The organism is Rhodococcus triatomae, assembly GCF_014217785.1.
In the GTDB taxonomy this organism is placed as follows: Bacteria; Actinomycetota; Actinomycetes; order Mycobacteriales; family Mycobacteriaceae; genus Rhodococcus_F; species Rhodococcus_F triatomae.
Genome location: NZ_CP048814.1, coordinates 2,332,899 through 2,354,248, shown reverse-complemented (window position 1 = coordinate 2,354,248; position 21,350 = coordinate 2,332,899). Strand labels below are relative to the sequence as shown.

Here is a 21,350-nt window from a genome sequence, read left to right as displayed (position 1 = left end):
CGTCGGTCGGGCGATGGGAGGCACGAGGTCATGGCGAACAATCCGTCGAGTGAAGCCAGGTCCGGGTCCCGCGCGGTGGCGGTACTGGCGTGTTTCGACGACGGCGCCACCGACCTTCCGGTCTCCTCCCTCGCGGCGCGTACCGGCCTTCCGGTCTCCTCCCTCGCGGCGGGTATCAGCATCACGACGAGTCCGGGTGTGGTGCGGTCGGGAGAAGTGTTCACGCTCCTGTCGGCCCGGCCCCCGGAGAACTTCTGCGAGGTCCAGGTTCCGCCCGCGCGACAACCGGTCGAAAGCAGCGTGATGGGCCAGGTGATGCCGGCGTTCTCGTCGAGTACACACCCGGCGTTGTCCGACCGCGCAGAGCTCGAGCAGATCCGTCGCCGCGGCTTCGCATCCGTCCCCGATGCGTCCGATTCGTCGATACTCGGCCTCGCAGTGCCGGTGTTCGACGAGACGCGTGTGCCCTGGGGTGCTCTCGGGGTGCGGGCGCGACGCCGGCGTTTGACCGATGCGACGGTGCGCCAGATCCTCCCCGCCATGCACCTCGCCTCGGCTCGTATCGGGCGAGGACCGAGCGTGGCACGGGTGCGCACCGAATAAGTTCAGGCTGAGCATTTTTCGCATGGTGAGAATGGACTCCAGTCGACCCATCCTCCAGGGGCACAGTAGCGTCCGCGGCGCTCGCCCGCGGTGGACTCCGGCCGTTGTTCACCGACGTCGACCTCACCGGCCCGCTCTCCTACAGCGCACTCGTCTTTCGCGACGACTTCATCGCGAAGCATCCCGAGGAGGTGGCCGACTTCGTCCAGGGAACGGCGCGAGCAATCCGGTGGACGCAGACGACGCCTCGGGCGGAGGTGATCGATCGATTCGTCACCGTCATCGAGGCACGTGGCCGGAACGAGGACACCGAGTTCGTACTTCAGTGGAGGAGCGCGGGTGTGCCCGAGCCGGGCGGTCCCATCGCTGCCGAGGACTTCGGGATCTGGATCGATCAGAGCGTCCGTCTCGGTATTCAGGACGAAGGTGCGGTCGAACCCGTGGATCTTTTCAGCAACGAGTACAACCCGTACGCGAACGGGGCGTACCCGCCCGATGCGGGGCCCGACGGGGACGCGATCTCCGCCGGGTAGTAACCGGAATCCTGCAGCTGCCCGGGATGCTTCGGCGTCCCGGGCAGGTGCGTCTTCTGCCGTCGCTCGTCGGATCGCCCGGGCAGAGGGTGCGCTCGCGGGATTGCGCGCACCTTCCCTACGATCCGCGCAGTGTGCACCGTTCGCGCATGACTGCAGCCTGCGCGAATCCGGGTGGCGAGACCTTCGGACGCCTCTCCGACCTCACGTGCCAGCCTTGTTCGCGGTGTCTACCGGATCAGCCCCGCGCCATGTCCACGAACTTCGACAGATGCAGCTGGTGCGCCACGGTGATGGTCGCGGTGGGCCCGTTACGGTGCTTGCCGAGAATCAGGTCGGCCTCGCCGCCGCGGGGGTCGTCCCGCTCGAACGCATCTGGGCGGTGCAGCAGGATGACCATGTCGGCGTCCTGCTCGAGGGAGCCGGACTCACGCAGGTCAGACACCATCGGCTTCTTGTCGGTGCGCTGCTCCGGGCCACGGTTGAGCTGACAGATCGCCACCACCGGAACCTCGAGTTCCTTCGCGAGAAGCTTGAGGCTACGCGAGAATTCGGAGACCTCCTGCTGACGTGACTCGACCTTCTTGCCGGACGTCATCAGCTGCAGGTAGTCCACGACGATCAGTTTGATGTCGTGCTTCTGTTTCAAACGCCTTGCCTTGGCGCGGATTTCCATCATCGTCAGGTTGGGCGAGTCGTCGATGTACAGCGGCGCCTCGCTGATCTCGCTCATCCGGCGCGCCAGCTTGGTCCAGTCGTCGTCCGACATACGACCCGAACGCATATCGCCCAGTTTGATTTTCGCCTCGGCAGATAGTAATCGCATGACGATCTCTGTCTTGCCCATCTCGAGCGAGAACATGACGCTGGCCATGCCGTGTTTGACCGAGCAGGAACGCAAGAAGTCCATTCCCAGCGTGGATTTGCCCACACCAGGTCTCGCCGCGACGATGATCATCTGCCCCGGATGGAGGCCGTTGGTGACCTCGTCGAGCTCCGCGAAACCGGTGGGCACGCCGAGGGAGATGCCGCCGCGGCTGGCGATGGAGTCGATCTCGTCCATCGTCGGCTGCAGCAGCTCCTCCAGCGGAACGAAGTCCTCGGTGGTGCGGCGCTCGGTGACCTCGAAGATCTCCGCCTGCGCCCGGTCCACCACCTCGGCGACGTCCTGGCCGTCGGCGCCCGTGTAGCCGTACTGGACGATGCGGGTACCCGCGTCGACCAGACGGCGCAGGATGGCCTTCTCCGCCACGATCTCGGCGTAGTAGCCGGCGTTGGCCGCCGTCGGCACCGTCTGCGTCAGCGTGACCAGATAGGGGGCACCGCCGATGCGGCGGAGCTCGCCGCGACGATCGAGCTCCGCGGACACGGTGACCGGGTCCGCCGGCTCGCCGCGGCTGTAGAGATCCAGAACTGCGTCGTACACCGACTGGTGGGCGGGACGGTAGAAATCCCCGGGCCGCAGCACCTCGAGGACGTCCGCGATGGCGTCCTTGCTCAGCAGCATGCCGCCGAGCACCGACTGCTCGGCCGCCATGTCGTTCGGAGGCTGCCGGCCGAACTCCTCACCGGAATCCGGCTCGGGCGCGTACTCCGAGTGACCCCGATCGTCTACAACCGCCACTCGACCCGACCTTCCCCATCATCACCGCCGCACGGTCGCCGGAACTCACGGCCGCGGGAGACTGCATCGCCTCGATGCACCCTTTGTACGCGCCACCCCCGACATATCCGGCGGGGACGCGCGGGCGTCCGGCCACCGTCTCGAGAGAGGCGTCGCACAGACGTTAGGGATTAGCTGCGGCCGGTTCAAACCGAGTTGTGCACACAGCTGTGGATGGATTGGGGAAAGTGCTGGGACCACATGTGCACCCCATGGGGATAACCTGAGGATAAACACACGTCACATTCCCAAATTGCCAGTTCAGAGCGCATTTCTACAGCTCACATGCTGTGGAAGGAAAGTTCTTCGGCGTGTCTTCGACTATCCCCACTCGGGCGTGTTGGCCCGCCGGCGCCCACGAACGGATATGATGTGGGTCACAGACAGGTGGAATTGCCCGTTAACTTCCAGTGACGCTGCGAAGTGGGGTTTGCGCGGCCTGGAGAACGGGTATCACAGGGTGAACACGACTGCGCCCCGCACCGGCAACGGTGCGGGGCGCAGTGATGTGTCCGACGGTTCCGACTAGGCGGAAACGACGTCCAGAGTGAACTTCGCAACCACGTCGGGGTGCAGGTTCACGACGACGGCATGCTTGCCCGTCGCCTTGATGTGAGCCTTCGGCAGCTCGATGCTGCGCTTGTCGACGACCGGGCCACCGGCAGCCTTGACGGCACCGGCGACATCGGCCGCGGTGACCGAACCGAACAGCTTGCCGCTGTCGCCGGCGGTCTTCACCGACAGCGACACGGACTCGAGGCGCTCGATGGCGGCCTTGAGCTCGTTGGCATGGTCGAGGCCACGCACGGCGCGAGCCTCCTGGGCACGACGAATGCCCTCGACCTGCTTCTGGGCTCCGCGGGTGGCGACGATCGCCAGGCCGCGGGGCAGCAGGTAGTTGCGGCCGTAGCCGTCCTTGACCTCCACGGTGTCGCCAGGCGCACCGAGGTGTTCGACGTCAGCGGTGAGAATCAGCTTCATGTCTGTTCCGCCCTTTCCTTAGCGAGCCGAGGTGGCGTAAGGCAGCAGCGCAACCTCACGAGAGTTCTTGACGGCCATGGCAACGTCGCGCTGATGCTGGACGCAGTTGCCGGTGACACGACGGGCACGGATCTTTCCGCGGTCGCTGACGTACTTGCGCAGCAGCGTCGTGTCCTTGTAGTCGATCTGCGTGTCCTTCTCCTTGCAGAAGGTGCAGACCTTTTTCTTGATTACCTTGTCGCGTAGCTGCGGCTTCGGCATGTGTGTGCTCTTTCCTGGATGTTCCGATCAGGTACGGATCAGAACGGGGGCTCGTCGTTCGCAGCGCCGCCGCCACCGAAGGAGCCCGACGCCTGCGGGGCACTGCCCCACGGGTCGTCTCCCGCGAATCCGCCGGCTGCCTGCTGCTGCGGGCGCCCGCCGCCCGATCCGCCGGAGAAACCTCCACCGCCGCCGCCACTGCGATTGGCCTTGTTCACCTTGGCCGTCGCGTAGCGGAGCGAAGGGCCGATCTCGTCGACCTCGAGCTCGACGACAGTGCGCTTCTCACCCTCACGCGTCTCGTACGAACGCTGCTTGAGCCGACCCTGCACGATCACGCGTGATCCGCGGGTGAGGCTCTCGGCCACGTTCTCGGCCGCCTCGCGCCAGATGTTGCAGCGCAAGAAGAGGGCCTCGCCGTCTTTCCACTCGTTGGTCTGACGGTCGAACATGCGGGGGGTGGATGCGACCGTGAAGTTCGCAACCGCCGCACCCGCGGGGGTGAAGCGCAGTTCCGGATCAGCCGTCAGATTTCCAACGACGGTGATGACGGTGTCGCCTGCCATGTGGTTCCTCCTGCAGTGTGTGGAGTCGATTGGCACCGAGAGTAGGGCGTGTCAGTGACAGCCGGGTGAAACTCGGCACCAACGGAATCACTTCTCGTGGCGCAGAACCTTGGTGCGCAGCACCGACTCGTTCAGGCCGAGCTGACGATCGAGCTCGTTGACCGTGGCAGGCGTGGCGCTGATGTCGACCACCGCGTAGATGCCTTCGCTGTGCTTGGCGATCTCGTAGGCCAGACGGCGCTTGCCCCAGACGTCGACCTTGTCGATCTTGCCGCCGTCCTGGCGAACGACGTTGAGGAACGTGTCCAGCGAGGGAGCGACAGTGCGCTCGTCCAAGCTGGGGTCCAGGATGACCATCAATTCGTAATGACGCATTAGACCTCATCACCTCCTGTGGACTGAAGAACGGCCACGGACGGTCCGTGGCAGGAGGGTCGTTGCGTCAGCAACCCGTCAAGGCTACACGAGGCGGTCTGACCAGCGAAATCGAGCCCACCGGGAGGTTCGCGGCCGGCCCAGGAGGGAGCGGGGCGCGGATCACGTGCGGTCGACCTCCCACGACGCCGCCGCGGCCCCTAGGCTGGACAGTATGCGACTCGACCGGAAGACGAGCGCGCCGGTGATGGCGCTCGTCGTCGGGTTGTGCGGGCTCTCCCTCCTGGCCGGGTACCTCAACAAGGCCCGGTGCGCCGGCGCACCGTTCGACGACGCCGGTCGCAGCCTCGTCTTCGATCGCATCAAGGACACCCAGGTCTGCTACTCCGACATCCAGCTCCTGTGGCTGGGTCGTGGCATCGATCAGCACCTGTTCCCGTACGTCTCCGGAGGCATCGACGCCGACGGCCTGCTCACCGGCGGCACCGTCGAGTACCCGGTACTCAGCGGCGTCCTGATGTGGCTGGCGGCCGTCGGAGCACACACGGACGCCCAGTTCCTGCTGCAGTCCGCGCTGCTGCTGGCGCCGTTCGGACTCCTCACCGCGTGGATGCTCGGCCGCATGGCCGGCAAGTGGGCGCTGCTCTGGTCCGCGACGCCGCCGCTGGTGCTGTACGCGTTCCACAACTGGGAACTCCCGGTGGTGGCCACGGTCGTCGGCGCCATCTTCCTGATGTCCTATGAGCGGATCCCGCTCCGGACCCGGGCCATCCTCGCCGCGGCGCTGCTCGCGGTCGGTTTCTGCCTCAAGATCTATCCCGGCCTGTTCGTGCTGCCGCTGGCGCTGTACGTGCTCGCGCACGGACGGCCGAGCAGCGGAGCCGACGGCCCGCGCCGCTACGACGTCCGCGGCGCACTCCTCGTGGTCGCGTCCGCGGTCGTCACGGTGATCGCGGTGAACCTTCCGTTCGCGTTGATCTCCTACGACGGCTGGCGTGCCTCGATCACGTTCCAGCAGAACCGGCTCGCCGACCTCACCACGAACTCGATCTGGTACTGGGGCCTGCTGCCGATGTTCGGGCCGTCGCCGGACAACTCGACGACCCCGGCGTTCGACCAGACCGTCGGGGTACTGTCGCCGCTGCTCGTCCTCGCCGCGATCGCGCTGGCCGCGCACCTGGGCTGGCGGCGCTTCCAGCACGAGGGCACCTTCCCGTGGATCAATGTCGGCGCCGCGATGCTGTGCGGCTTCCTGCTGTTCCACAAAGTGCACTCGCCCCAGTTCACCCTGTGGATCCTGCCGTTCTTCGTCCTGCTGCGGGTGCCGTGGGGGCTCGTCGCCGCGTATCTCGCCGCCGACCTGGCACTGGGTATCGGGGTGTTCAAGTACTTCGGCGCGCTCGTCGAGGGCACCGACAGCCACGTCTACGAACTGTTGGTCAAGTTCGGGGTGTGGGGTCGGGCAACGCTGCTCGTCGCGCTGTTCTTCGTCTTCCTGAACGCGGCGCGCAGGCCCGCCGGCCGGCCCGCGAAGGTACCGGCCCCCGGCGACGACGCGGTGCCCGTCGGGGTGCCCGAGGCCGCCCGCTGACGTCCGGCTCCTAGCGGGGCGCCAGCTGGTCGTCGTCGGCCGGGTCCTCTCGTCTGTCGTACGGGCGCAGCCGGTCCGGCATCCACAGGGGCAACTTGTCGCGGGCCCCGTCGAGCACACCACCGACGGGATCGTCGACGCCGCCGCGGCGCACCAGATCGTGTTCCGGACGGTAGATCTGGCGGACGATCAGCACGCAGATCGCGACGACCGCGACATCGCGCACCAGAACCGTTGCCGTGAACCACTGTTCGGGCAGTCCCTTGTTTCCCACCCCGAGGTAGTAGTACATCCGCGGAACCCACACCAGGGCGTCGATCGTCATCCAGGCCAACAGGATCCGCCGGTGCGGGAAGGCGAGCACGGCGAGCGGGACCAACCACAGCGAGTACTGCGGGCTCCACACCTTGTTGGTGAGCAGGAACCCGGCGACCAGGAGGAAGCACAGCTGCGCCACCCGTGGCCGCTGCGGCGCGGTCAACGCGACGTAGCCGACGCCCAGACACACGCCGACGAACAGGAACAACGACACCGCGTTGAGGATCGTGGGGGCCTCACCGTGTGCGAGGGGACCGTCGAATCCCGCCCAGCCGGTGAAGGACGAGAGGACGTTGTAGATCGAATCCGGGTCGGCGCCACGCTCGGAATTGAGCCGGAGGAACTCCGCCCAACCCCGCGGGAACAACACGGCGATCGGCAGATTCACCGCGAGCCATCCGGCGACCGCACCGAGCGCCGTGCGCGTCCAGTCCCGGACGCGGCCGACCCGGAGACAGAGCACCAGCAAGGGCCCGAGCAGCAGGAGCGGGTACAGCTTCGCCGCGCCGCCGAGCCCGAGGAGCACGCCCGCCAGGACCGGCCGCTTCCGGGCCCACGCCAACAGGCCACCGGCAGCGAACGCCGTGGCGAGCGGGTCGAAGTTGGTGAACGCGTGCACGATCACCAGTGGTGAGCAGGCGACCAGCGCGGCATCCCAGACGCGGCGACCGGCCAGGAGAGCGGTGGACCACAGGGTCACCAGCCAGGCGAGGGACAACCCCAGTGCGACGACGTTGAAATAGATCACGACCTGCAACGCGCCCGGCAGCCAGGGCACCGCGTCCCACGCCTTGGCCACCACCATCGAGCCGTACTGGTAGAGCCCGGACAGCACCGGATACTCCATGTACCGCACCTGGACGTGGCCGTCCGAGGAGGTCTCCTCCCACGACTTCTTGTACGGGAAGGCTCCCTGGTCCAGCCGTTCGGCGCCGTACAGCGGAACGGTGTCCGAGTAGCACATCGCCACGTACTGGCGACTCCCGCTCCAGTCCAGGCCGAGCGCGCCGTCGGCACCGACCGGCCCCTGCTGGATACACGGCGCCTTCGCGAACCAGCCCAACGCGAGGAAGACGACGCCCAGCAGCAACAGCACCCGCATCGGGGTCAGGAACGTCTCCCGGCCGACCAGGGCGTGCCGGCCCAGCGGCCCACCGACCAGCCGCGACAGCTGGCGCACCATCGGATCGGTGCGGCTGGGCAGATCCCGGTCGTCGTCGGATCGACGATCCTCCGCCAGCGGCGCGGGAGACTGCTCGTTGACCGCGCCGAAGTCCTCCCATGTGTCCGACGACCGGGGCTTGTGATCCACGCCGCGAGGCTACCGGCCGGGAACCACCTGCTGGTTACCCGGTGCACCCTGTCCGGCACCGCCCGCACCCGGATCCGTTCCGCCACCGGCACCTCCGTCACCGGGAGTTCCCCCGGGGACCGGCTGCTGCGGCTCGGCGGGGGTCTCCGGGCGTGGGGCCAGACCCGGCAGGGGAATGGTCACACCGGGAAGAATCTCCACCGGCCGTGGCGTCACCACTACCGGCGGGACGATATCCGTCGGCAACTGCAGCGGGTTCTCCTCCGGCTCGGGCGTCGACGTCGGTGCGGGCGCGCTGTAGCTCGGCACACCGGCCTGGCCCGCGATCGACCCCGGCTTGGGGAACCTCTCGACGGGGGTGCCCTGAAGGGCGCCGTCCATCGCGTCCTTCCAGATGTCCGACGGCAGGCCCGAACCGTAGATCTTGCCGCCGTAGACGTTGCGCAGGGCCTGGCCCTCCTCGGTGCCGACCCAGACCGCCGTGGACAGCGACGGCGTGTAGCCGACCATCCAGGCGTCCTTGTTCTCGCCGGTGTCGCCGAGCTGGGCCGTTCCGGTCTTGCTCGCCGACGGCCGGCCACCGGCCAGGCCGTGGTTGCGTGAGTACGCGGCAATCGGTTCGGCCGCGGCGGTCACGTTGTCGGCCACGGCCGCGTCGATCCGCTGCTCACCCGGGTCCGCACCGCGGTCGAGGAGCACGGTGCCGTCCGAGGTCACCACGCGCTGCACGAAGTGCGGTGCCCGGTAGGTGCCGGACGCCGCCAGCGTGGCGTACGCCGAGGCCATGTCCAGGGGACGGGACTGGTACTGGCCCAGCACGATGCCGTTGTTCGGGCCCGCCCCGTTCGGCTCGGTGAGGGTCGCGCCGACGCCGGGGATCTCCTTCGGGATACCGGCGAGATGCGCCATGTCGGCCACGGCCTGCGGACCGCCGTCGAGGTCGAGCATCTGGCGGTAGAAACTGGTGTTCAGCGACCGCTTGAGCGCCTCGGCGATGGTGCACTGGCCGCAACTCTCGCCCTCGACGTTGCCGATGCTGATGCCGTTGACGGTCAGTGGGCTGCTGTCGTACATCTGCGAGAGCGGGATGCCCTGGTCGAGCGCCGCGGCCAGACCGAACACCTTGAACGACGAGCCGGTCTGCAGGCCGGCGTTGGCGAAGTCGTATCCGATGCCGTCCTCGCCGCCGTAGTACGCGACCACGCCGCCGGTGTTCGGGTCCACCGAGACGACCGCCGTGCGCAGCGAGTCCGGCTCACCCTGCAGGTTGGACCGTGCCGCATCGACCGCTGCCTCCTGCTTGGCCGGGTCGATCGTGGTGGTGATCTGCAGGCCCTCGGTGTTCATCAGCTGCTCGCTGACGCCCTCGTCGGCCAGTTCGCGCAGCACCTGGTTGCGGATGTGCCCCTCGGGGCCGGACGCCGAGTCGCCGTTGTCCACCTGCGCGAGCGGTAGAAACGCCGGGTACTGCAGGGTCGGCCGCGCCGCGGCGTCGAGCGTGCCCGCGGTCACCATGCCGTCGAGGACGTAGTTCCAGCGGGCCTGGGCACCGTCCGGGTTCGTCTCCGGATCGAGCAGCGACGGCAGCTGGATCGACGACGCGAGCACCGCGCCCTCCTCGACCGTCAGGGCCTCGACCGGCTTGTCGAAGTACGCCTTCGACGCTGCGGCGATGCCGTAGGCACCCCGGCCGAAGTAGATGGTGTTGAGATACGCGGCGAGGATGTCGTCCTTCGACCACTCGCGCGCCATCTTCGACGAGATGACCAGTTCCTTCATCTTGCGGGTCATCGTCCGCTCGGAACCGACCATCGACGTCTTCACGTACTGCTGAGTGATGGTCGAGCCACCGCCCGCGCTGTCCCGACCGAGGACGTTGTCCCGGGCGGCTCGCCCGAACCCGCTGATGGAGAAGCCGGGGTTCGAGTAGAAGTCCCGGTCCTCCGCCGCGAGCACGGCGTTACGCACGTGCTCGGGGATCAGGTCCAGGTCCACCTCGGTGCGGTTGCCCTCCGGCGGCACGACCCGGCTGATCACGGACGTCCCGTCCGCGGCGAGGATGGTCGACACCTGGTTCGTCTTCAGGTCGCCGGGACGGGGAACGTCCTGGACGATGTAGGCGACCATGAACAGCAGGATCGGCACCACCATGCCGACGGCCACCAGGCCGTACGCGGTGCGACGCACGATCCTCCACTTCGACTTCTTCTTCGGGGCCTTCGAGCCGCCACCGCGTGGCGGCTCCCCGCCCGTGCCCCCGCCCGAGCGGCCGCCGCCGGTGGGCGGACGGTTACCGGGGGGTCGGCCACCGCCGGAACCCGACGCGGTGGCGGGACGGCGCTGGCCGGCGGGCGGCTGGGCACCGGCCGGGCGACGCTGTGGGGCTCCCTGCGGCGGCGGCCCGGCGGGACGGCGCGGCGGCTGACCGCCGGGGGGCGCGCTGCCCCTGCGGCGGCGGCCCGGCGGGACGGCCCTGCGGCGGGCGTCCCTGCGGCGGGGGACCACCGCGGTACCCGGGCGGTGGGCCGGTGGGGCGACCACCGGGGGGAGGTCCTCCTGCGGGGCGGGCGCCGGGGGGCGGGCCACCGGGACGTCCCTGAGGCGGAGGGCCGCTGGGCCGGACAGGTCCGTTCGGTCGATCGCCGGGGGCGTTGAAGGGGGAACTCACGTACCAATCTCCAGTGGTTCGTGGACTGCTTCCAGTCCATTGCTTGGCGGCTGCTCTGCGGCGTCTCCGCGCTCCGAAACATCTCCGTGCGCGGTGACGGCGCCGTGCTCGGCGACGTTCACTCGCTCGCGGTGCGGCGGCCGGGTGGCCGCGCTCGTGACGAGCCGCGTGGTCGCTTCGGCTTGGGCAGGGAACCGAGCACGTAGGACTGCACCAGGTGGTTCCAACTGCAGGTCCGGCACACCTCGACCACGTGCACCGAGAACTCCTCCTCGGTGGCCGCGAGCCGGACCAGTTCCTCGGCCGTACGGGCCGAACCCGACACTGTACCCAGCTTCTCGCCGAAAACCCAGGAGACGAGAGTCAATTGCTCCTTGCGGCAGATCGGACACATGACGTCGGTGCCCTTACCGTGGAATTTGGCCGCGCGCAGCAGATAGGGACTTGCGTCACACACCTCGGCGACGCCCGTCCTGCCGGCCCGGACCGCGGCCAGCAGCGACCGCCGCTGGAGCGCGTAGTCCACGACCTGCCGCTGTATTCGCACGCATCCCAGAGTACGTGCGTCGGAGAGCGAGAGAAGGGCTGTGGCCAGTGACACTGGTCAACGAGATGTAGAGCACGGGAACCCGCGCGACACCACCCGAACTACGATTCCCTCGTGGCCAGGACACCGCAACCGCGTACGCGTGCCCGCGACATCGACCGGGTGAACGTGTGCAACCGGCTGGACGCCGCCTACGCCGAGGGCATGCTCGCCGCGGACGAGTACCACGACCGGCTGGCGCTGGCCCGGACGGCGACCACGCTGGCCACGCTCGCGGAACTGGTCCGCGACCTGCAGGATCCGGAAGCCTCCCCACTCGTGCCCGCACCTGCCGACATCCCGCCGCCACGGACGTCGAGGCGCCGGACGCTGATCGCCGCCGCGGGCGCCGTCGTCGTGATCGGCGCGGTCGGGACGATCGGCCTGCTCCGCACCGGCGACGGGCCGGAGGCGGCAGGCCCGTCGGTGCTCGAGCCCGCAGACCTGCCCGCGCCGGCGGCGGCCGTCGACGGTGACACGGTCACGGACGCTGCGTCGGTGACCGTGGACACCCTGACCGTCGACGGGGCGACCGGGTTCCGCGAGCGGTACCGGGCCGAGTTCGGCGACGTCGTCGCCCACGATCTCGCGCTGTACCCGAGCTACGCGATCGTGAGCCGCCCGGATCCGGAGAGGCGGGACCGGTTGGACGTGTACGAGTTCGTCGGCGAGTTCACCGCGACGAGCGGACGCACCCGCGGCGCAGGAACCGCCCCGATCGATCTCGATGCGGTGGACGTCGCCGGCCTGATCGCCGCGGTCGAGCAGGCCCCGGCGACGATCGGGGTTCCGGACGGCGCGGTCCGGCACGTCCTGCTCGCCGACAGCGGCACCCCGGCGGCCAGCATCTATGCCTACGATGCCGCGGGCGTCCGGGGCGGATACGTACGTACGGACCTCTCCGGCAACGTGGTGCAGGTCGTTCCCGCGCCCTGACGTTCGGCGACGCCCGGATGCAGGCCGAAACCTCTCGCCCTCCAGTGCCCCGGCCCGTATCGTCGCTTCCCGTGAACTTGCAGAAGCACTCGCCGAGCGAGGTGAGTTGGCACGCCGTATCGAACAGTTGCAGTCCCGGATCGTCGCCAACGCGCGCTTCCAGGAGGGTGAGGCACCGGCCGAGAACGCCGCGGCCCTGCTCGCCGAGTTCGACGAGGCGGTCGGCCGCGTCGAACTCCTGGTCGGCCGCATCAACCGGACGAACGCCACGGCACCGCTCGGCGACCGCACCCTCACCGAGGCGCTCTCGCGGCGAGAAGCGTTGCGCACCCGCCACAAGGCGATCAGTGCGGCTGCCGACGCCGCCTCCGGCGCCCGGCACGGTTACCAACGTCAGTTGCGATCCGAACTCGCCTACGTCGCCGCACTGCCGGTGGCCGAACTGCGGCGCACTGCCGACGACCTGTCACGGCAACTACGGGAGATCGACCTGGAGATCCAGCGAGCGAACTGGGAGGTCGACCTGGTCGACTGACTTCGACCACCGGCTGGGGACGGTAGCCGGCACGGAAGCGAGCACACACCGAGGTCCGGCGGTTCCGGTCCACCACCTCTGGCGCGCGACGGCAGCGCTCGGGTTCGACTCCCGACATCACAACGCAGCCGATACGGCGCACAGTTGACGGTGCACGACACACACATCACCACCACGTGCTGATCCGGGCCGGTGAGGGCGGGAACGGGGTACCCAGCCACCGCCGCGTCGATCCGCCGCGGTCGCCTCACGGTCCATCCGCGAGGCGACCGCGGCGGGCGGCGCGAGCGGCGATGCCGTCGAGCACCATGTCCAATCCGGAGAGCATCATCGTCTCGGCATCGAGCGATGCCAACTGCCTGGTCAACTCCGACAGCATCGGACGGCCGGTCAACGGCACGCCTTTCATCGTCTCGTTCCAGGCGGCGCCGATATCGGTGCCCGCGGGAACCGCGAGGGCGATACGCGCGCTGCCCTGTACGTAGGTGCTGACGGTGAGGATGGCACTCGCCGCATCCTCGAGGGGCAGTTCGAGTTCGGCGATCGCATCCAGTGCCCATTCCATCGACCGGACCATCGCGGGGCTGGCGACCGGCTTGGTGGTCGCCTCCGCCATCCAGGGATGGGCGGCGTACATGTCCCAGTCCCGACGGCCCAGGATCTGCAGGCTCTCGCGCCAGTTCGGTTCGGGTGAATCCGGGTACGCGTACTCCTCGGTGACGGCATCGACCATCGCGACGACGAGCGCGTCCTTGGTCGGCACGTGCCGGTACAGGGACATGGTTCCCGACCCCAGCTCTTCGGCAACCTTGCGCATCGACACCGCGTCCATGCCTTCGCGGTCGGCGAGGTCGACGGCTGCCCCGACGATCCGTTCCATCGTCAGGGGTGTCGCACGTTCGGATGGTTCCCTGCTCATCGCACTCCCGCCGTGGCCCACGCTCTTGCCCCGATCCTAGCTGATGCGTACGGTGTACCCACATGACGCGTACGACGTACGCACGACGTACAGCCGAGACCCGGAGGAACCGTGTCCACCACCCCTGACAACCCGGCAGCCCCCGAAAACCCGGCGCGCACCGACACGGCGACCACCACCCCGAGGCGCGCCTGGTTCGCGCTCACCGCCCTCGTCCTCCCGGTCCTGCTCGCCTCGATGGACCTGTCGGTGCTCTACCTGGCCATGCCCGCCATCGGCCTCGACCTCGACCCCACGGCCGGACAGGCCCTGTGGATGATCGACATCTACGGATTCCTGCTCGCCGGACTGCTGGTCACCATGGGCAACGTCGGCGATCGGATCGGCCGCAGAAAACTCCTGATGATCGGCGCCGTCGTCTTCGGAATCGGCTCCGTCGCAGCAGCCTTCGCGCCCACCGCCGAGATGCTCATCGCGGCGCGGGCGCTGATGGGCATCGGCGGAGCCACTCTCATGCCGTCGACCCTGTCGCTGATCCGGTCCATGTTCGCCGACGATCGCGACCGCACGCGCGCCATCGCGATCTGGACCGGTGCCTTCGCCGGCGGTAGCGCCCTCGGCCCGCTGATCGGCGGGGTTCTGCTCGAATTCTTCTCGTGGGGTTCGGTATTCCTCATCAACGTCCCCGTCCTCGCCGTCCTGCTGATCGCCATTCCGATCCTCGTTCCCGAGTACCGGTCCCCGGACCCGGGTCGCCTCGATCCGGTGAGCGTCGTACTGTCCCTGGCTGCGGTGCTGCCGCTGGTATGGGCGATCAAGCAGGCTGCCGAGCACCTGGCGGTCGACGCCGGAACCGTCGCGGCGGCCGCGGTCGGAGTGGTCTCTGCATACGTGTTCGTCCGGCGCCAGCGGCGGATCGAGACCCCTCTGGTGGATATCACCCTGTTCCACAACCACCATTTCAGCGCGGCCGTGGTGTCCGGCGCGCTGTCCCTGTTCGCCCTCACCGGCGTGCTGCTGTTCATGGCGCAGCATCTGCAACTGGTCGCCGGACACGGCCCACTCGTCGCGGCGCTGTGGAACCTGCCCGCGCTGGTCGCGGTCGCGATCGGGTCGGTGACGGCCCCGGCGCTCGCCGAAAGATTCGGCAGGCCGGCGGTTTTCCGTGCCGCGCTGTCCACGGCCGCGGTCGGCCTGGCAGTCATGGCGATGACTCCCTCGGACGGGTCGCTGACCGTGATCGTGCTCGGGTCCGCCATCCTCGGATTCGGCCTCAGCCCCGTCATGGCGCTGGCCACCGATCTGGTGGTGGGTTCCGCACCGCGTGAGCGGGCCGGGGCGGCGTCGGCGGTGTCGGAGACGGGCAACGAACTGGGTGCAGCACTGGGAATCGCCGTCATGGGCAGCGTCGGCGCCGCCGTCTACCGGGCGACGATCGACCTGCCGTCGCCCCTGCCCGCGCCTGTCGAAGATGCCGCGGGTGCGACCCTCCCCGGCGCACTGGCCGCGGCCGACGGCCTGCCGGCCGAGGTGGCCGGCCAGATCGCCGAGGCGGCCCGCACCGCATTCGTGCAGGGTATGAGCGTGGCGGCGCTCTCGGGCGCGGTGGTGCTGGCCGGGCTGGCCGTCGTCGTACCGCGGCTGCTGCGCCGACGGTGAGTGGGCGGGCGACGGGTGGCCGGGTGGTGGTGCCGGAGTTCGCGTACGCGTCCTAGGATTCCGGTGTGGCCCACCGATACCCACCGGAAACCCGCGCCCGGAACGCGGATCGCGAGAGCACGTGCACCCGGCTCGATTCCGCATTCGGCGACGGACAGTTGGACGAGCAGGAGTATGCGGCGCGGACCGAACTGGCCCGCACGTCCCGCACACTCGGCGACCTGGCGGTGCTCACCGAGGATCTGCAGACCGTCGACCCGCCCGCGCCACGGCCGCCGCGCGCACTTCCCGTCCTCGCCGCGGCCGTCGCCGTCGCGAGTGTGGTGGCGGCGGTCGGCGCCTACGCGCTCGTGCGCGACGGCGGTGACGACCGGGCGGCCGCCGACCCGGCGGAGGTGGTGGCCGTCGACGTAGACGCGATCGCACCGATCGTGGTCGCGCACCCGTCGCCGGTCACGGCGGAAGGGATGACGCTGGTGTTCGAGCGGTACCGGGACAAGTTCGGCGACACCGTCGTCGACGAGATGAACCTCTATGCGAGCGGCCATGCGAGCCTCGACCGGGCACTGCCCGCCGAACCCAACCGCGGAGTGAGCTACTCCTATCGAGGCGGCTTCACGCGGTCGGGCCAGGCGACGACCAGCCGGCGCATCGACACACCCACGATCGACCTGGCGACGATCGATGTCGCCGCGATCGCCCGGCACCTCGACACGGCCCCGGCAGGCCTCAACGTCCCGGACGGCACGGTCGACCACATCAGCATCGAGACGGACCGTGACGGCGCCGCGGGACTTCGCGTGTTCGTGCGCAACGACTTCTCCGAGAGCGGCTATCTCGAGCTCACCCCGGCCGGTGAGCTCCTGAGATCCCGCCCGTTCGAGGGATAGGAACCATGACCGCATTCACCCCGGGGTCGTCCGCGCGTTCCACCGTGGACCTGCGTGCCCGCGACTCCGATCGGGTCGACACCTGCGCACTGCTCGACTCCGCCCTCGCGGACGGCCAGTTCACCGAGGACGAGCACGCCTCCCGGGTGGAGTCGGCGATGGGAGCCAAGACTTTCGGCGAGCTGCGGGCACTGATCGGGGATCTGCAGTTCCCCGGACGGCTCGGGAACGTACCGGTGTTGCGCCCGGAGCGCCGCAGAAACGGTCGGCGGTGGGCGCTGGCCGGTGGAACCGTCGCCGTCGCATTCGGTCTCGGCGCGCTGGCCGGTGTCATCGGAAACGGCCTCGGCGGTTCCGCGGAAGCGTCCGACCACGCCGGCTCGGGCTGGACGACCCCCGAGGGGATCGAGCGCTTCCTCGACGACTACCGCGATCGTTTCGGTGACCTCACGGCCGACGAGGTGTTGCTCTTCCCGGAGCACGCCTCCGTCGACCGAGTGGGCGAGGACCCCCGGTCCGCCACCGACTACCTGTACCGCGGCGAGTTCCGGGAGTTCGGCAGCCCCTCGACGCGGTCCCTCGACACGGTCCCGGTCGATCTCGCGGAACTCGACGTGGAGCGGCTGATCGGCCTCGTCCGCGGGGCGCCGGAGACACTGGGCGTGCCGACCGGGATCGTCGACCAGATCCGGTTCGAGTACGACGACTCCGACCTGGAACCACGCCCGATCGTCCGGATCTACGTCGAGGACGAGCAGGCCCAGACGAGCGGGCACATGGAGATCGCGTTCGACGGCGAGATCCTCGAATTGTTCCCTCGGTCCGCGGACTGACCGCGACCGAATCCACTGTGACATGTTGTCACACCTATCGCCGTCATCTATGGTCGTTTATATCGGTGCGATATAGTTTGTCATCGCATCAGGAAATGTATCGAGCGGCTCGGGAGGTGACGGATGCTCGAACTCGCCATCCTCGGGCTCCTCCTCGAGTCGCCGATGCACGGTTATGAGCTGCGCAAACGGCTGACCGGCCTGTTGGGAGCGTTCCGTGCCTTCTCGTACGGTTCGCTGTATCCCACCCTCCGGCGCATGCAGGCCGACGGCCTCATCGAGGAGGACGCCGGCACCCCGGTGCCCGTCAAGCGACGGGCCCGACGCGTGTACCAGCTGACGCCCGCCGGGCGGCAGCGGTTCTCGGAGCTGGTGGCCGACACCGGCCCGCAGAACTACACGGACGACGGCTTCGGCGTCCACCTGGCCTTCTTCAGCCGCACGCCCGCCGAGGCGCGGATGCGCATTCTCGAGGGCCGCAGGCGCCAGGTGGAGGAACGCCGCGAAGGCCTCCGTGAAGCCGTGTCCCGGGCGAGCGGATCGCTCGATCGCTACACCCGCCAGCTCCACCAGCTCGGCCTCGAGTCCAGCGAACGCGAAGTCCGCTGGCTCAACGAACTCATCGCCGCCGAGCAGTCGACAGCATCACCGAAGAAAGAAGGAGAACCCGACCATGGGTGAGAACAGTAGCGCGGTGCGCGTGGCCATTGTGGGCGTGGGGAACTGTGCCTCGTCCCTGGTCCAGGGCGTCCAGTACTACCAGGATGCCGACGAGACGTCGACCGTCCCCGGCTTGATGCACGTCAAGTTCGGCGGCTACCACGTGCGGGACGTCAAGTTCGTCGCCGCGTTCGACGTGGACGCCAAGAAGGTCGGATTCGACCTCTCCGAGGCCATCCTCGCGTCCGAGAACAACACCATCAAGATCGCCGACGTCCCGCCCCTCGACGTCCCCGTCCAGCGTGGCCCGACGCTCGACGGCATCGGCAAGTACTACGCGGAGACCATCGAGGTCTCCGACGCCGAGCCCGTCGACGTCGTCAAGGCACTGAAGGACGCACAGGTCGACGTCCTGGTGTCCTACCTTCCGGTGGGCTCCGAGGAGGCGGACAAGTTCTACGCACAGTGCGCGATCGACGCCGGTGTCGCGTTCGTCAACGCGCTTCCCGTCTTCATCGCGTCGGATCCGGTGTGGGCGAAGAAGTTCACCGACGCCGGTGTCCCGATCGTCGGTGACGACATCAAGAGCCAGGTCGGCGCCACCATCACGCACCGCGTCATGGCGAAGCTGTTCGAGGACCGCGGCGTCGTGCTGGACCGCACGTACCAGCTGAACGTCGGCGGCAACATGGACTTCAAGAACATGCTCGAGCGTGAGCGCCTGGAGTCGAAGAAGGTCTCGAAGACGCAGGCCGTCACCTCGAACCTCACCGGCTCGCTCGCCGGCAAGGTGCACGACCGCAACGTCCACATCGGCCCCTCGGACTACGTCGAGTGGCTCGACGACCGCAAGTGGGCGTACGTCCGCCTCGAGGGTCGCGCGTTCGGCGACGCCCCGCTGAACCTGGAGTACAAGCTCGAGGTCTGGGACTCCCCGAACTCGGCCGGCATCATCATCGACGCCATCCGCGCCGCGAAGATCGCCAAGGACCGCGGCATCGGCGGACCGATCCTCCCGGCCTCGGCCTACCTGATGAAGTCCCCCCCGGTCCAGATGGCCGACGACAAGGCACGCACCGAGCTCGAGGCGTTCATCGTCGACGCCGACTGACAGCTCTCCGCACCCTGGGTGAAGGTGCCCTTCGTCCCCTCGAGGAGGCGAAGGGCACCTTCACCCATTTCGGCGGAGGGGATTTCCGGGCAGAGGGGTATTTCCGGGCGAGGGGTACGGACGGCTACTGGCCGGGGATCGGGATGACGACCCCGGGGAGGATCTCCACCTGTCGCGGCGGAGCGGGGGGCGGCACCGGCGGGGGGAGCTGAACCGGTGGTGGCGACGCCTCCGGCGGTGGAGGGGGTGGAGGCGCGTCGCCGGGTGGCGGAGGGGGAGCCTCCGGCGCCGGTCCGGCGGGTGCCGGTGCCGCCGGACGGGTCGGGGAGTTCACCCGCACCTGGGGTGCTCCCGCCTGGCCGCCGATGGAACCGGGCCGGGGGAACGTCTCCGTCTGCGTCCCGTCCAGGGCGCCGTCCATCGTCGCCTTCCAGATGTCCGACGGCAGCCCGGACCCGTAGACGGACCCACCCCAGCGCGTACGGATAGCGCCGGCGTCGGCCGTCCCCACCCACACCGCGGTACTCAGCGACGGCGTGTACCCGACCATCCAGGCGTCCTTGTTGTCGCCGGTCTCGCCGAGCTGCGCGGTGCCGGTCTTCGCGGCCGACGCCCGGCCTCCGGCGAGGGCGTGCCCGTTCGAGTACGCCGCGACCGGCTGGAGAGCGGACGAGATGTTGTCCGCGACGGCAGGTTCGATCCGCGGCTCGCCCGGGTTCGGCTGCCTCTCGAACAGGACCTCACCCTCGGCATCGACGACCCGCTCCACGAAGTACGGCGCACGATAGGTGCCGGATGCGGCGAGGGTCGCGTACGCCGACGCCATGTCGATCGGGCGCACCAGGTACTGGCCCAGCACGATGCCGCCCTCGGGAGGCCCACCGTCCTGTCCGAGACTCGGCCCGTCCAGCCCGGGGATCTCCACCGGGATGCCCGCCTCGTGCGCCGCATCGGCGATCGCCTGCGGCCCGTCGTCCAGCGACATCATCAGCCGGTAGAAGCTGGTGTTGAGGGAACGTTTGGTGGCCTCGGCGATGCTGCACGTGCCGCAGGACTCGCCTTCGACGTTGCCGATCTCGAGGTTCCCGACGCGCAACGGCGCGCTGCTGTACTGGGCGGAGAGCGGGACACCCTGTTTCAGCGCTGCCGCCAGCCCGAACACCTTGAACGACGACCCGGTCTGCAATGGGGCCTGGGCATAGTCGTAGCCCGCGCCCTCCTCGCCCCCGTAGTACGCGCGGACCGCGCCGGTGCGGGGGTCGATCGACACCACCGCCGACCGCAGCGCCGGGTCCTCACCCGAGAAGGTGTCGCGCACCCCTTCCACCGCGGCCTCCTGCGCCTTCGGGTCGATCGTGGTCGTGATCCGCAGGCCCTGGGTGTTGATCGTCCGTTCGCTGATCCCGATTCCGGCGAGTTCGGCGAGCACCCGGCCCCGGATGAGACCCTCCGGGCCGGGCGGCAGGTCGGCATCCGTCGAGATCGGGGCCAGCGGCGGGAACTGCTGCTCGGCCCGGGACGCCTCGCTGAGGGTCCCCATCGTCACCATCCCGTCGAGGACGTAGTCCCAGCGCGCTTCGAGCAGCCCCGGATTGACCTCCGGATCCAGGTAGGAGGGGCTCTGGACCAGGGCGGCGAGCACGGCGCCCTGAGCGATGTCGAGGTCGGCCGCCGGACGGTCGAAGTAGGTCTGCGACGCCGCCTCGATGCCGTACGCGCCGCGACCGAAGTAGATGGTGTTGAGGTAGGCGGCGAGGATCTCCTGCTTGGTCCACTGCCGCGCCATCTTCGTCGAGATCACCAGCTCGCGCATCTTGCGGTAGAGGCTGCGGTCTCCGCCGACCAGCGCGTTCTTCACGTACTGCTGGGTGATGGTGGAGCCGCCGCCCGCACTCTCCCGGCCCAGCACGTTGTCCCGTGCGGCACGGGTGAAGCCGGAGACGGAGAAGCCGGGATTGGAGTAGAAGTCGCGGTCCTCTGCCGAGAGCATCGCGTTCTGGACGTGGGACGGGATCTCCTCGAGCGGAATCTCCGTGCGGTTGCCCTCGGGCGGAACAACGCGGGCGATCTCGGTGGTGCCGTCCGCGGCGAGCACCGTGGCCACCTGGTTCGTCTCGAGATCCGACGGCCCGGGCACCTCGGCGAACAGGTAGGCGGTGAGGAACACGGTCATCGGGATCACCAGGAAGATCACGACGACCGCGGCGAGGGCACGGCGCAGGATCCGGCCGCGTGGGCGCCGCGGGGGTGGCACCCTCCCCGCCCGCGTCGGTGCTTCGGGTGAACTCACGTGAACAACTCCCGATCGAGGATCCGTTCCCGCACAGCATTGCACCGACCGGTCCACGGT

At 68.9% G+C, this 21,350-nt stretch carries 20 protein-coding genes; 10 read left to right on the top strand and 10 right to left on the bottom strand.

All coding sequences use genetic code 11. From position 1 onward, the window contains the following. Nucleotides 1–30 precede the first annotated feature (30 nt). Both G4H71_RS11050 and G4H71_RS11045 read left to right on the top strand, forming a co-directional pair. Nucleotides 31–603 carry an IclR family transcriptional regulator domain-containing protein gene (locus G4H71_RS11050; RefSeq protein ID WP_072738586.1) on the top strand — a complete coding sequence of 191 codons (573 nt, stop codon included), beginning with the start codon at nucleotides 31–33 and terminating at the stop codon, nucleotides 601–603. A gap of 104 nt (nucleotides 604–707) precedes the next feature. Continuing rightward, nucleotides 708–1,136: a type 2 periplasmic-binding domain-containing protein gene (locus G4H71_RS11045; protein WP_072738587.1), complete on the top strand. Its 429-nt coding sequence runs from the start codon at nucleotides 708–710 to the stop codon at nucleotides 1,134–1,136. A gap of 238 nt (nucleotides 1,137–1,374) precedes the next feature. Here the strand turns inward: G4H71_RS11045 and dnaB are convergent, their stop codons facing one another. The 5 genes from dnaB to rpsF form a co-directional block, all read right to left on the bottom strand. After that, nucleotides 1,375–2,760 (bottom strand): replicative DNA helicase, encoded by a 1,386-nt coding sequence (dnaB, locus tag G4H71_RS11040; protein WP_072738588.1) that lies wholly within the window; start codon nucleotides 2,758–2,760, stop codon nucleotides 1,375–1,377. A 564-nt stretch (nucleotides 2,761–3,324) separates the two neighbouring features. Continuing rightward, complete coding sequence (gene rplI, locus G4H71_RS11035; RefSeq protein WP_072738589.1) at nucleotides 3,325–3,780, bottom strand: 50S ribosomal protein L9; 456 nt, start codon at nucleotides 3,778–3,780, stop codon at nucleotides 3,325–3,327. An 18-nt stretch (nucleotides 3,781–3,798) separates the two neighbouring features. Next, nucleotides 3,799–4,041: a 30S ribosomal protein S18 gene (gene rpsR, locus G4H71_RS11030; RefSeq protein WP_072738590.1), complete on the bottom strand. Its 243-nt coding sequence runs from the start codon at nucleotides 4,039–4,041 to the stop codon at nucleotides 3,799–3,801. 38 nt (nucleotides 4,042–4,079) lie between these two features. After that, nucleotides 4,080–4,607 carry a single-stranded DNA-binding protein gene (locus tag G4H71_RS11025; protein ID WP_072738591.1) on the bottom strand — a complete coding sequence of 176 codons (528 nt, stop codon included), beginning with the start codon at nucleotides 4,605–4,607 and terminating at the stop codon, nucleotides 4,080–4,082. Between the two features lie 87 nt (nucleotides 4,608–4,694). Beyond that, nucleotides 4,695–4,982, bottom strand: a complete 288-nt coding sequence (rpsF, locus tag G4H71_RS11020; protein WP_072738592.1) for a 30S ribosomal protein S6 — start codon at nucleotides 4,980–4,982, stop codon at nucleotides 4,695–4,697. 214 nt (nucleotides 4,983–5,196) lie between these two features. Between rpsF and G4H71_RS11015 the strand changes: the two genes are divergently transcribed. Continuing rightward, a complete protein-coding gene (locus tag G4H71_RS11015; protein WP_072738593.1) occupies nucleotides 5,197–6,573 on the top strand; it encodes a glycosyltransferase family protein in 1,377 nt (458 codons plus the stop codon). Nucleotides 6,574–6,583: 10 nt separating this feature from the next. On the opposite strand, the gene G4H71_RS11010 is transcribed toward G4H71_RS11015, so the two are convergent. The 3 genes from G4H71_RS11010 to G4H71_RS11000 form a co-directional block, all read right to left on the bottom strand. Further along, a complete protein-coding gene (locus tag G4H71_RS11010) occupies nucleotides 6,584–8,074 on the bottom strand; it encodes a glycosyltransferase family 87 protein (protein WP_246442966.1) in 1,491 nt (496 codons plus the stop codon). A 138-nt stretch (nucleotides 8,075–8,212) separates the two neighbouring features. Then, complete coding sequence (locus G4H71_RS11005) at nucleotides 8,213–10,354, bottom strand: transglycosylase domain-containing protein (RefSeq protein WP_083343163.1); 2,142 nt, start codon at nucleotides 10,352–10,354, stop codon at nucleotides 8,213–8,215. A gap of 635 nt (nucleotides 10,355–10,989) precedes the next feature. Beyond that, entirely contained in the window at nucleotides 10,990–11,418 is a 429-nt protein-coding gene (locus G4H71_RS11000) for a DUF5318 domain-containing protein (RefSeq protein WP_174561899.1), read from the bottom strand. A 114-nt stretch (nucleotides 11,419–11,532) separates the two neighbouring features. Between G4H71_RS11000 and G4H71_RS10995 the strand changes: the two genes are divergently transcribed. Further along, complete coding sequence (locus G4H71_RS10995) at nucleotides 11,533–12,393, top strand: DUF1707 SHOCT-like domain-containing protein (protein WP_072740307.1); 861 nt, start codon at nucleotides 11,533–11,535, stop codon at nucleotides 12,391–12,393. Nucleotides 12,394–12,451: 58 nt separating this feature from the next. Continuing rightward, nucleotides 12,452–12,928 carry a DIP1984 family protein gene (locus G4H71_RS10990; RefSeq protein WP_072740323.1) on the top strand — a complete coding sequence of 159 codons (477 nt, stop codon included), beginning with the start codon at nucleotides 12,452–12,454 and terminating at the stop codon, nucleotides 12,926–12,928. A gap of 247 nt (nucleotides 12,929–13,175) precedes the next feature. Here the strand turns inward: G4H71_RS10990 and G4H71_RS10985 are convergent, their stop codons facing one another. After that, the gene (locus G4H71_RS10985; RefSeq protein ID WP_072740308.1) at nucleotides 13,176–13,847 is read right to left on the bottom strand and encodes a TetR/AcrR family transcriptional regulator; all 672 of its coding nucleotides are present in this window, start codon (nucleotides 13,845–13,847) and stop codon (nucleotides 13,176–13,178) included. 111 nt (nucleotides 13,848–13,958) lie between these two features. Between G4H71_RS10985 and G4H71_RS10980 the strand changes: the two genes are divergently transcribed. The 5 genes from G4H71_RS10980 (at nucleotide 13,959) to G4H71_RS10960 (ending at nucleotide 19,000) form a co-directional block, all read left to right on the top strand. Further along, a complete protein-coding gene (locus G4H71_RS10980) occupies nucleotides 13,959–15,506 on the top strand; it encodes an MFS transporter (RefSeq protein WP_246442265.1) in 1,548 nt (515 codons plus the stop codon). Between the two features lie 65 nt (nucleotides 15,507–15,571). Continuing rightward, complete coding sequence (locus G4H71_RS10975) at nucleotides 15,572–16,396, top strand: DUF1707 SHOCT-like domain-containing protein (RefSeq protein ID WP_072740309.1); 825 nt, start codon at nucleotides 15,572–15,574, stop codon at nucleotides 16,394–16,396. Between the two features lie 5 nt (nucleotides 16,397–16,401). Then, nucleotides 16,402–17,229 (top strand): DUF1707 SHOCT-like domain-containing protein, encoded by an 828-nt coding sequence (locus G4H71_RS10970; RefSeq protein WP_072740310.1) that lies wholly within the window; start codon nucleotides 16,402–16,404, stop codon nucleotides 17,227–17,229. A gap of 123 nt (nucleotides 17,230–17,352) precedes the next feature. Beyond that, entirely contained in the window at nucleotides 17,353–17,910 is a 558-nt protein-coding gene (locus tag G4H71_RS10965) for a PadR family transcriptional regulator (RefSeq protein WP_072740311.1), read from the top strand. Continuing rightward, a complete protein-coding gene (locus G4H71_RS10960; protein WP_072740312.1) occupies nucleotides 17,903–19,000 on the top strand; it encodes an inositol-3-phosphate synthase in 1,098 nt (365 codons plus the stop codon). Before G4H71_RS10965 ends, G4H71_RS10960 begins: the two co-directional genes overlap by 8 nt. A 124-nt stretch (nucleotides 19,001–19,124) precedes the next feature. On the opposite strand, the gene G4H71_RS10955 is transcribed toward G4H71_RS10960, so the two are convergent. Continuing rightward, entirely contained in the window at nucleotides 19,125–21,290 is a 2,166-nt protein-coding gene (locus tag G4H71_RS10955; protein WP_072740313.1) for a transglycosylase domain-containing protein, read from the bottom strand. Nucleotides 21,291–21,350 lie beyond the last annotated feature (60 nt).

Excerpts from the sequence above, each read along its gene's own strand:
- G4H71_RS11005 (WP_083343163.1), bottom strand. The coding sequence starts at position 10,354 with ATGGTGGTGCCGATCCTGCTGTTCATGGTCGCCTACATCGTCCAGGAC.
- G4H71_RS11015 (WP_072738593.1), top strand. The coding sequence starts at position 5,197 with ATGCGACTCGACCGGAAGACGAGCGCGCCGGTGATGGCGCTCGTCGTC.
- rpsR (WP_072738590.1), bottom strand. The coding sequence starts at position 4,041 with ATGCCGAAGCCGCAGCTACGCGACAAGGTAATCAAGAAAAAGGTCTGC.
- G4H71_RS10960 (WP_072740312.1), top strand. The coding sequence starts at position 17,903 with ATGGGTGAGAACAGTAGCGCGGTGCGCGTGGCCATTGTGGGCGTGGGG.
- G4H71_RS11025 (WP_072738591.1), bottom strand. The coding sequence starts at position 4,607 with ATGGCAGGCGACACCGTCATCACCGTCGTTGGAAATCTGACGGCTGAT.
- rpsF (WP_072738592.1), bottom strand. The coding sequence starts at position 4,982 with ATGCGTCATTACGAATTGATGGTCATCCTGGACCCCAGCTTGGACGAG.
- G4H71_RS11010 (WP_246442966.1), bottom strand. The coding sequence starts at position 8,074 with ATGGTGCGCCAGCTGTCGCGGCTGGTCGGTGGGCCGCTGGGCCGGCAC.
- G4H71_RS11050 (WP_072738586.1), top strand. The coding sequence starts at position 31 with ATGGCGAACAATCCGTCGAGTGAAGCCAGGTCCGGGTCCCGCGCGGTG.
- G4H71_RS10965 (WP_072740311.1), top strand. The coding sequence starts at position 17,353 with ATGCTCGAACTCGCCATCCTCGGGCTCCTCCTCGAGTCGCCGATGCAC.
- G4H71_RS10985 (WP_072740308.1), bottom strand. The coding sequence starts at position 13,847 with ATGAGCAGGGAACCATCCGAACGTGCGACACCCCTGACGATGGAACGG.
- G4H71_RS10970 (WP_072740310.1), top strand. The coding sequence starts at position 16,402 with ATGACCGCATTCACCCCGGGGTCGTCCGCGCGTTCCACCGTGGACCTG.
- rplI (WP_072738589.1), bottom strand. The coding sequence starts at position 3,780 with ATGAAGCTGATTCTCACCGCTGACGTCGAACACCTCGGTGCGCCTGGC.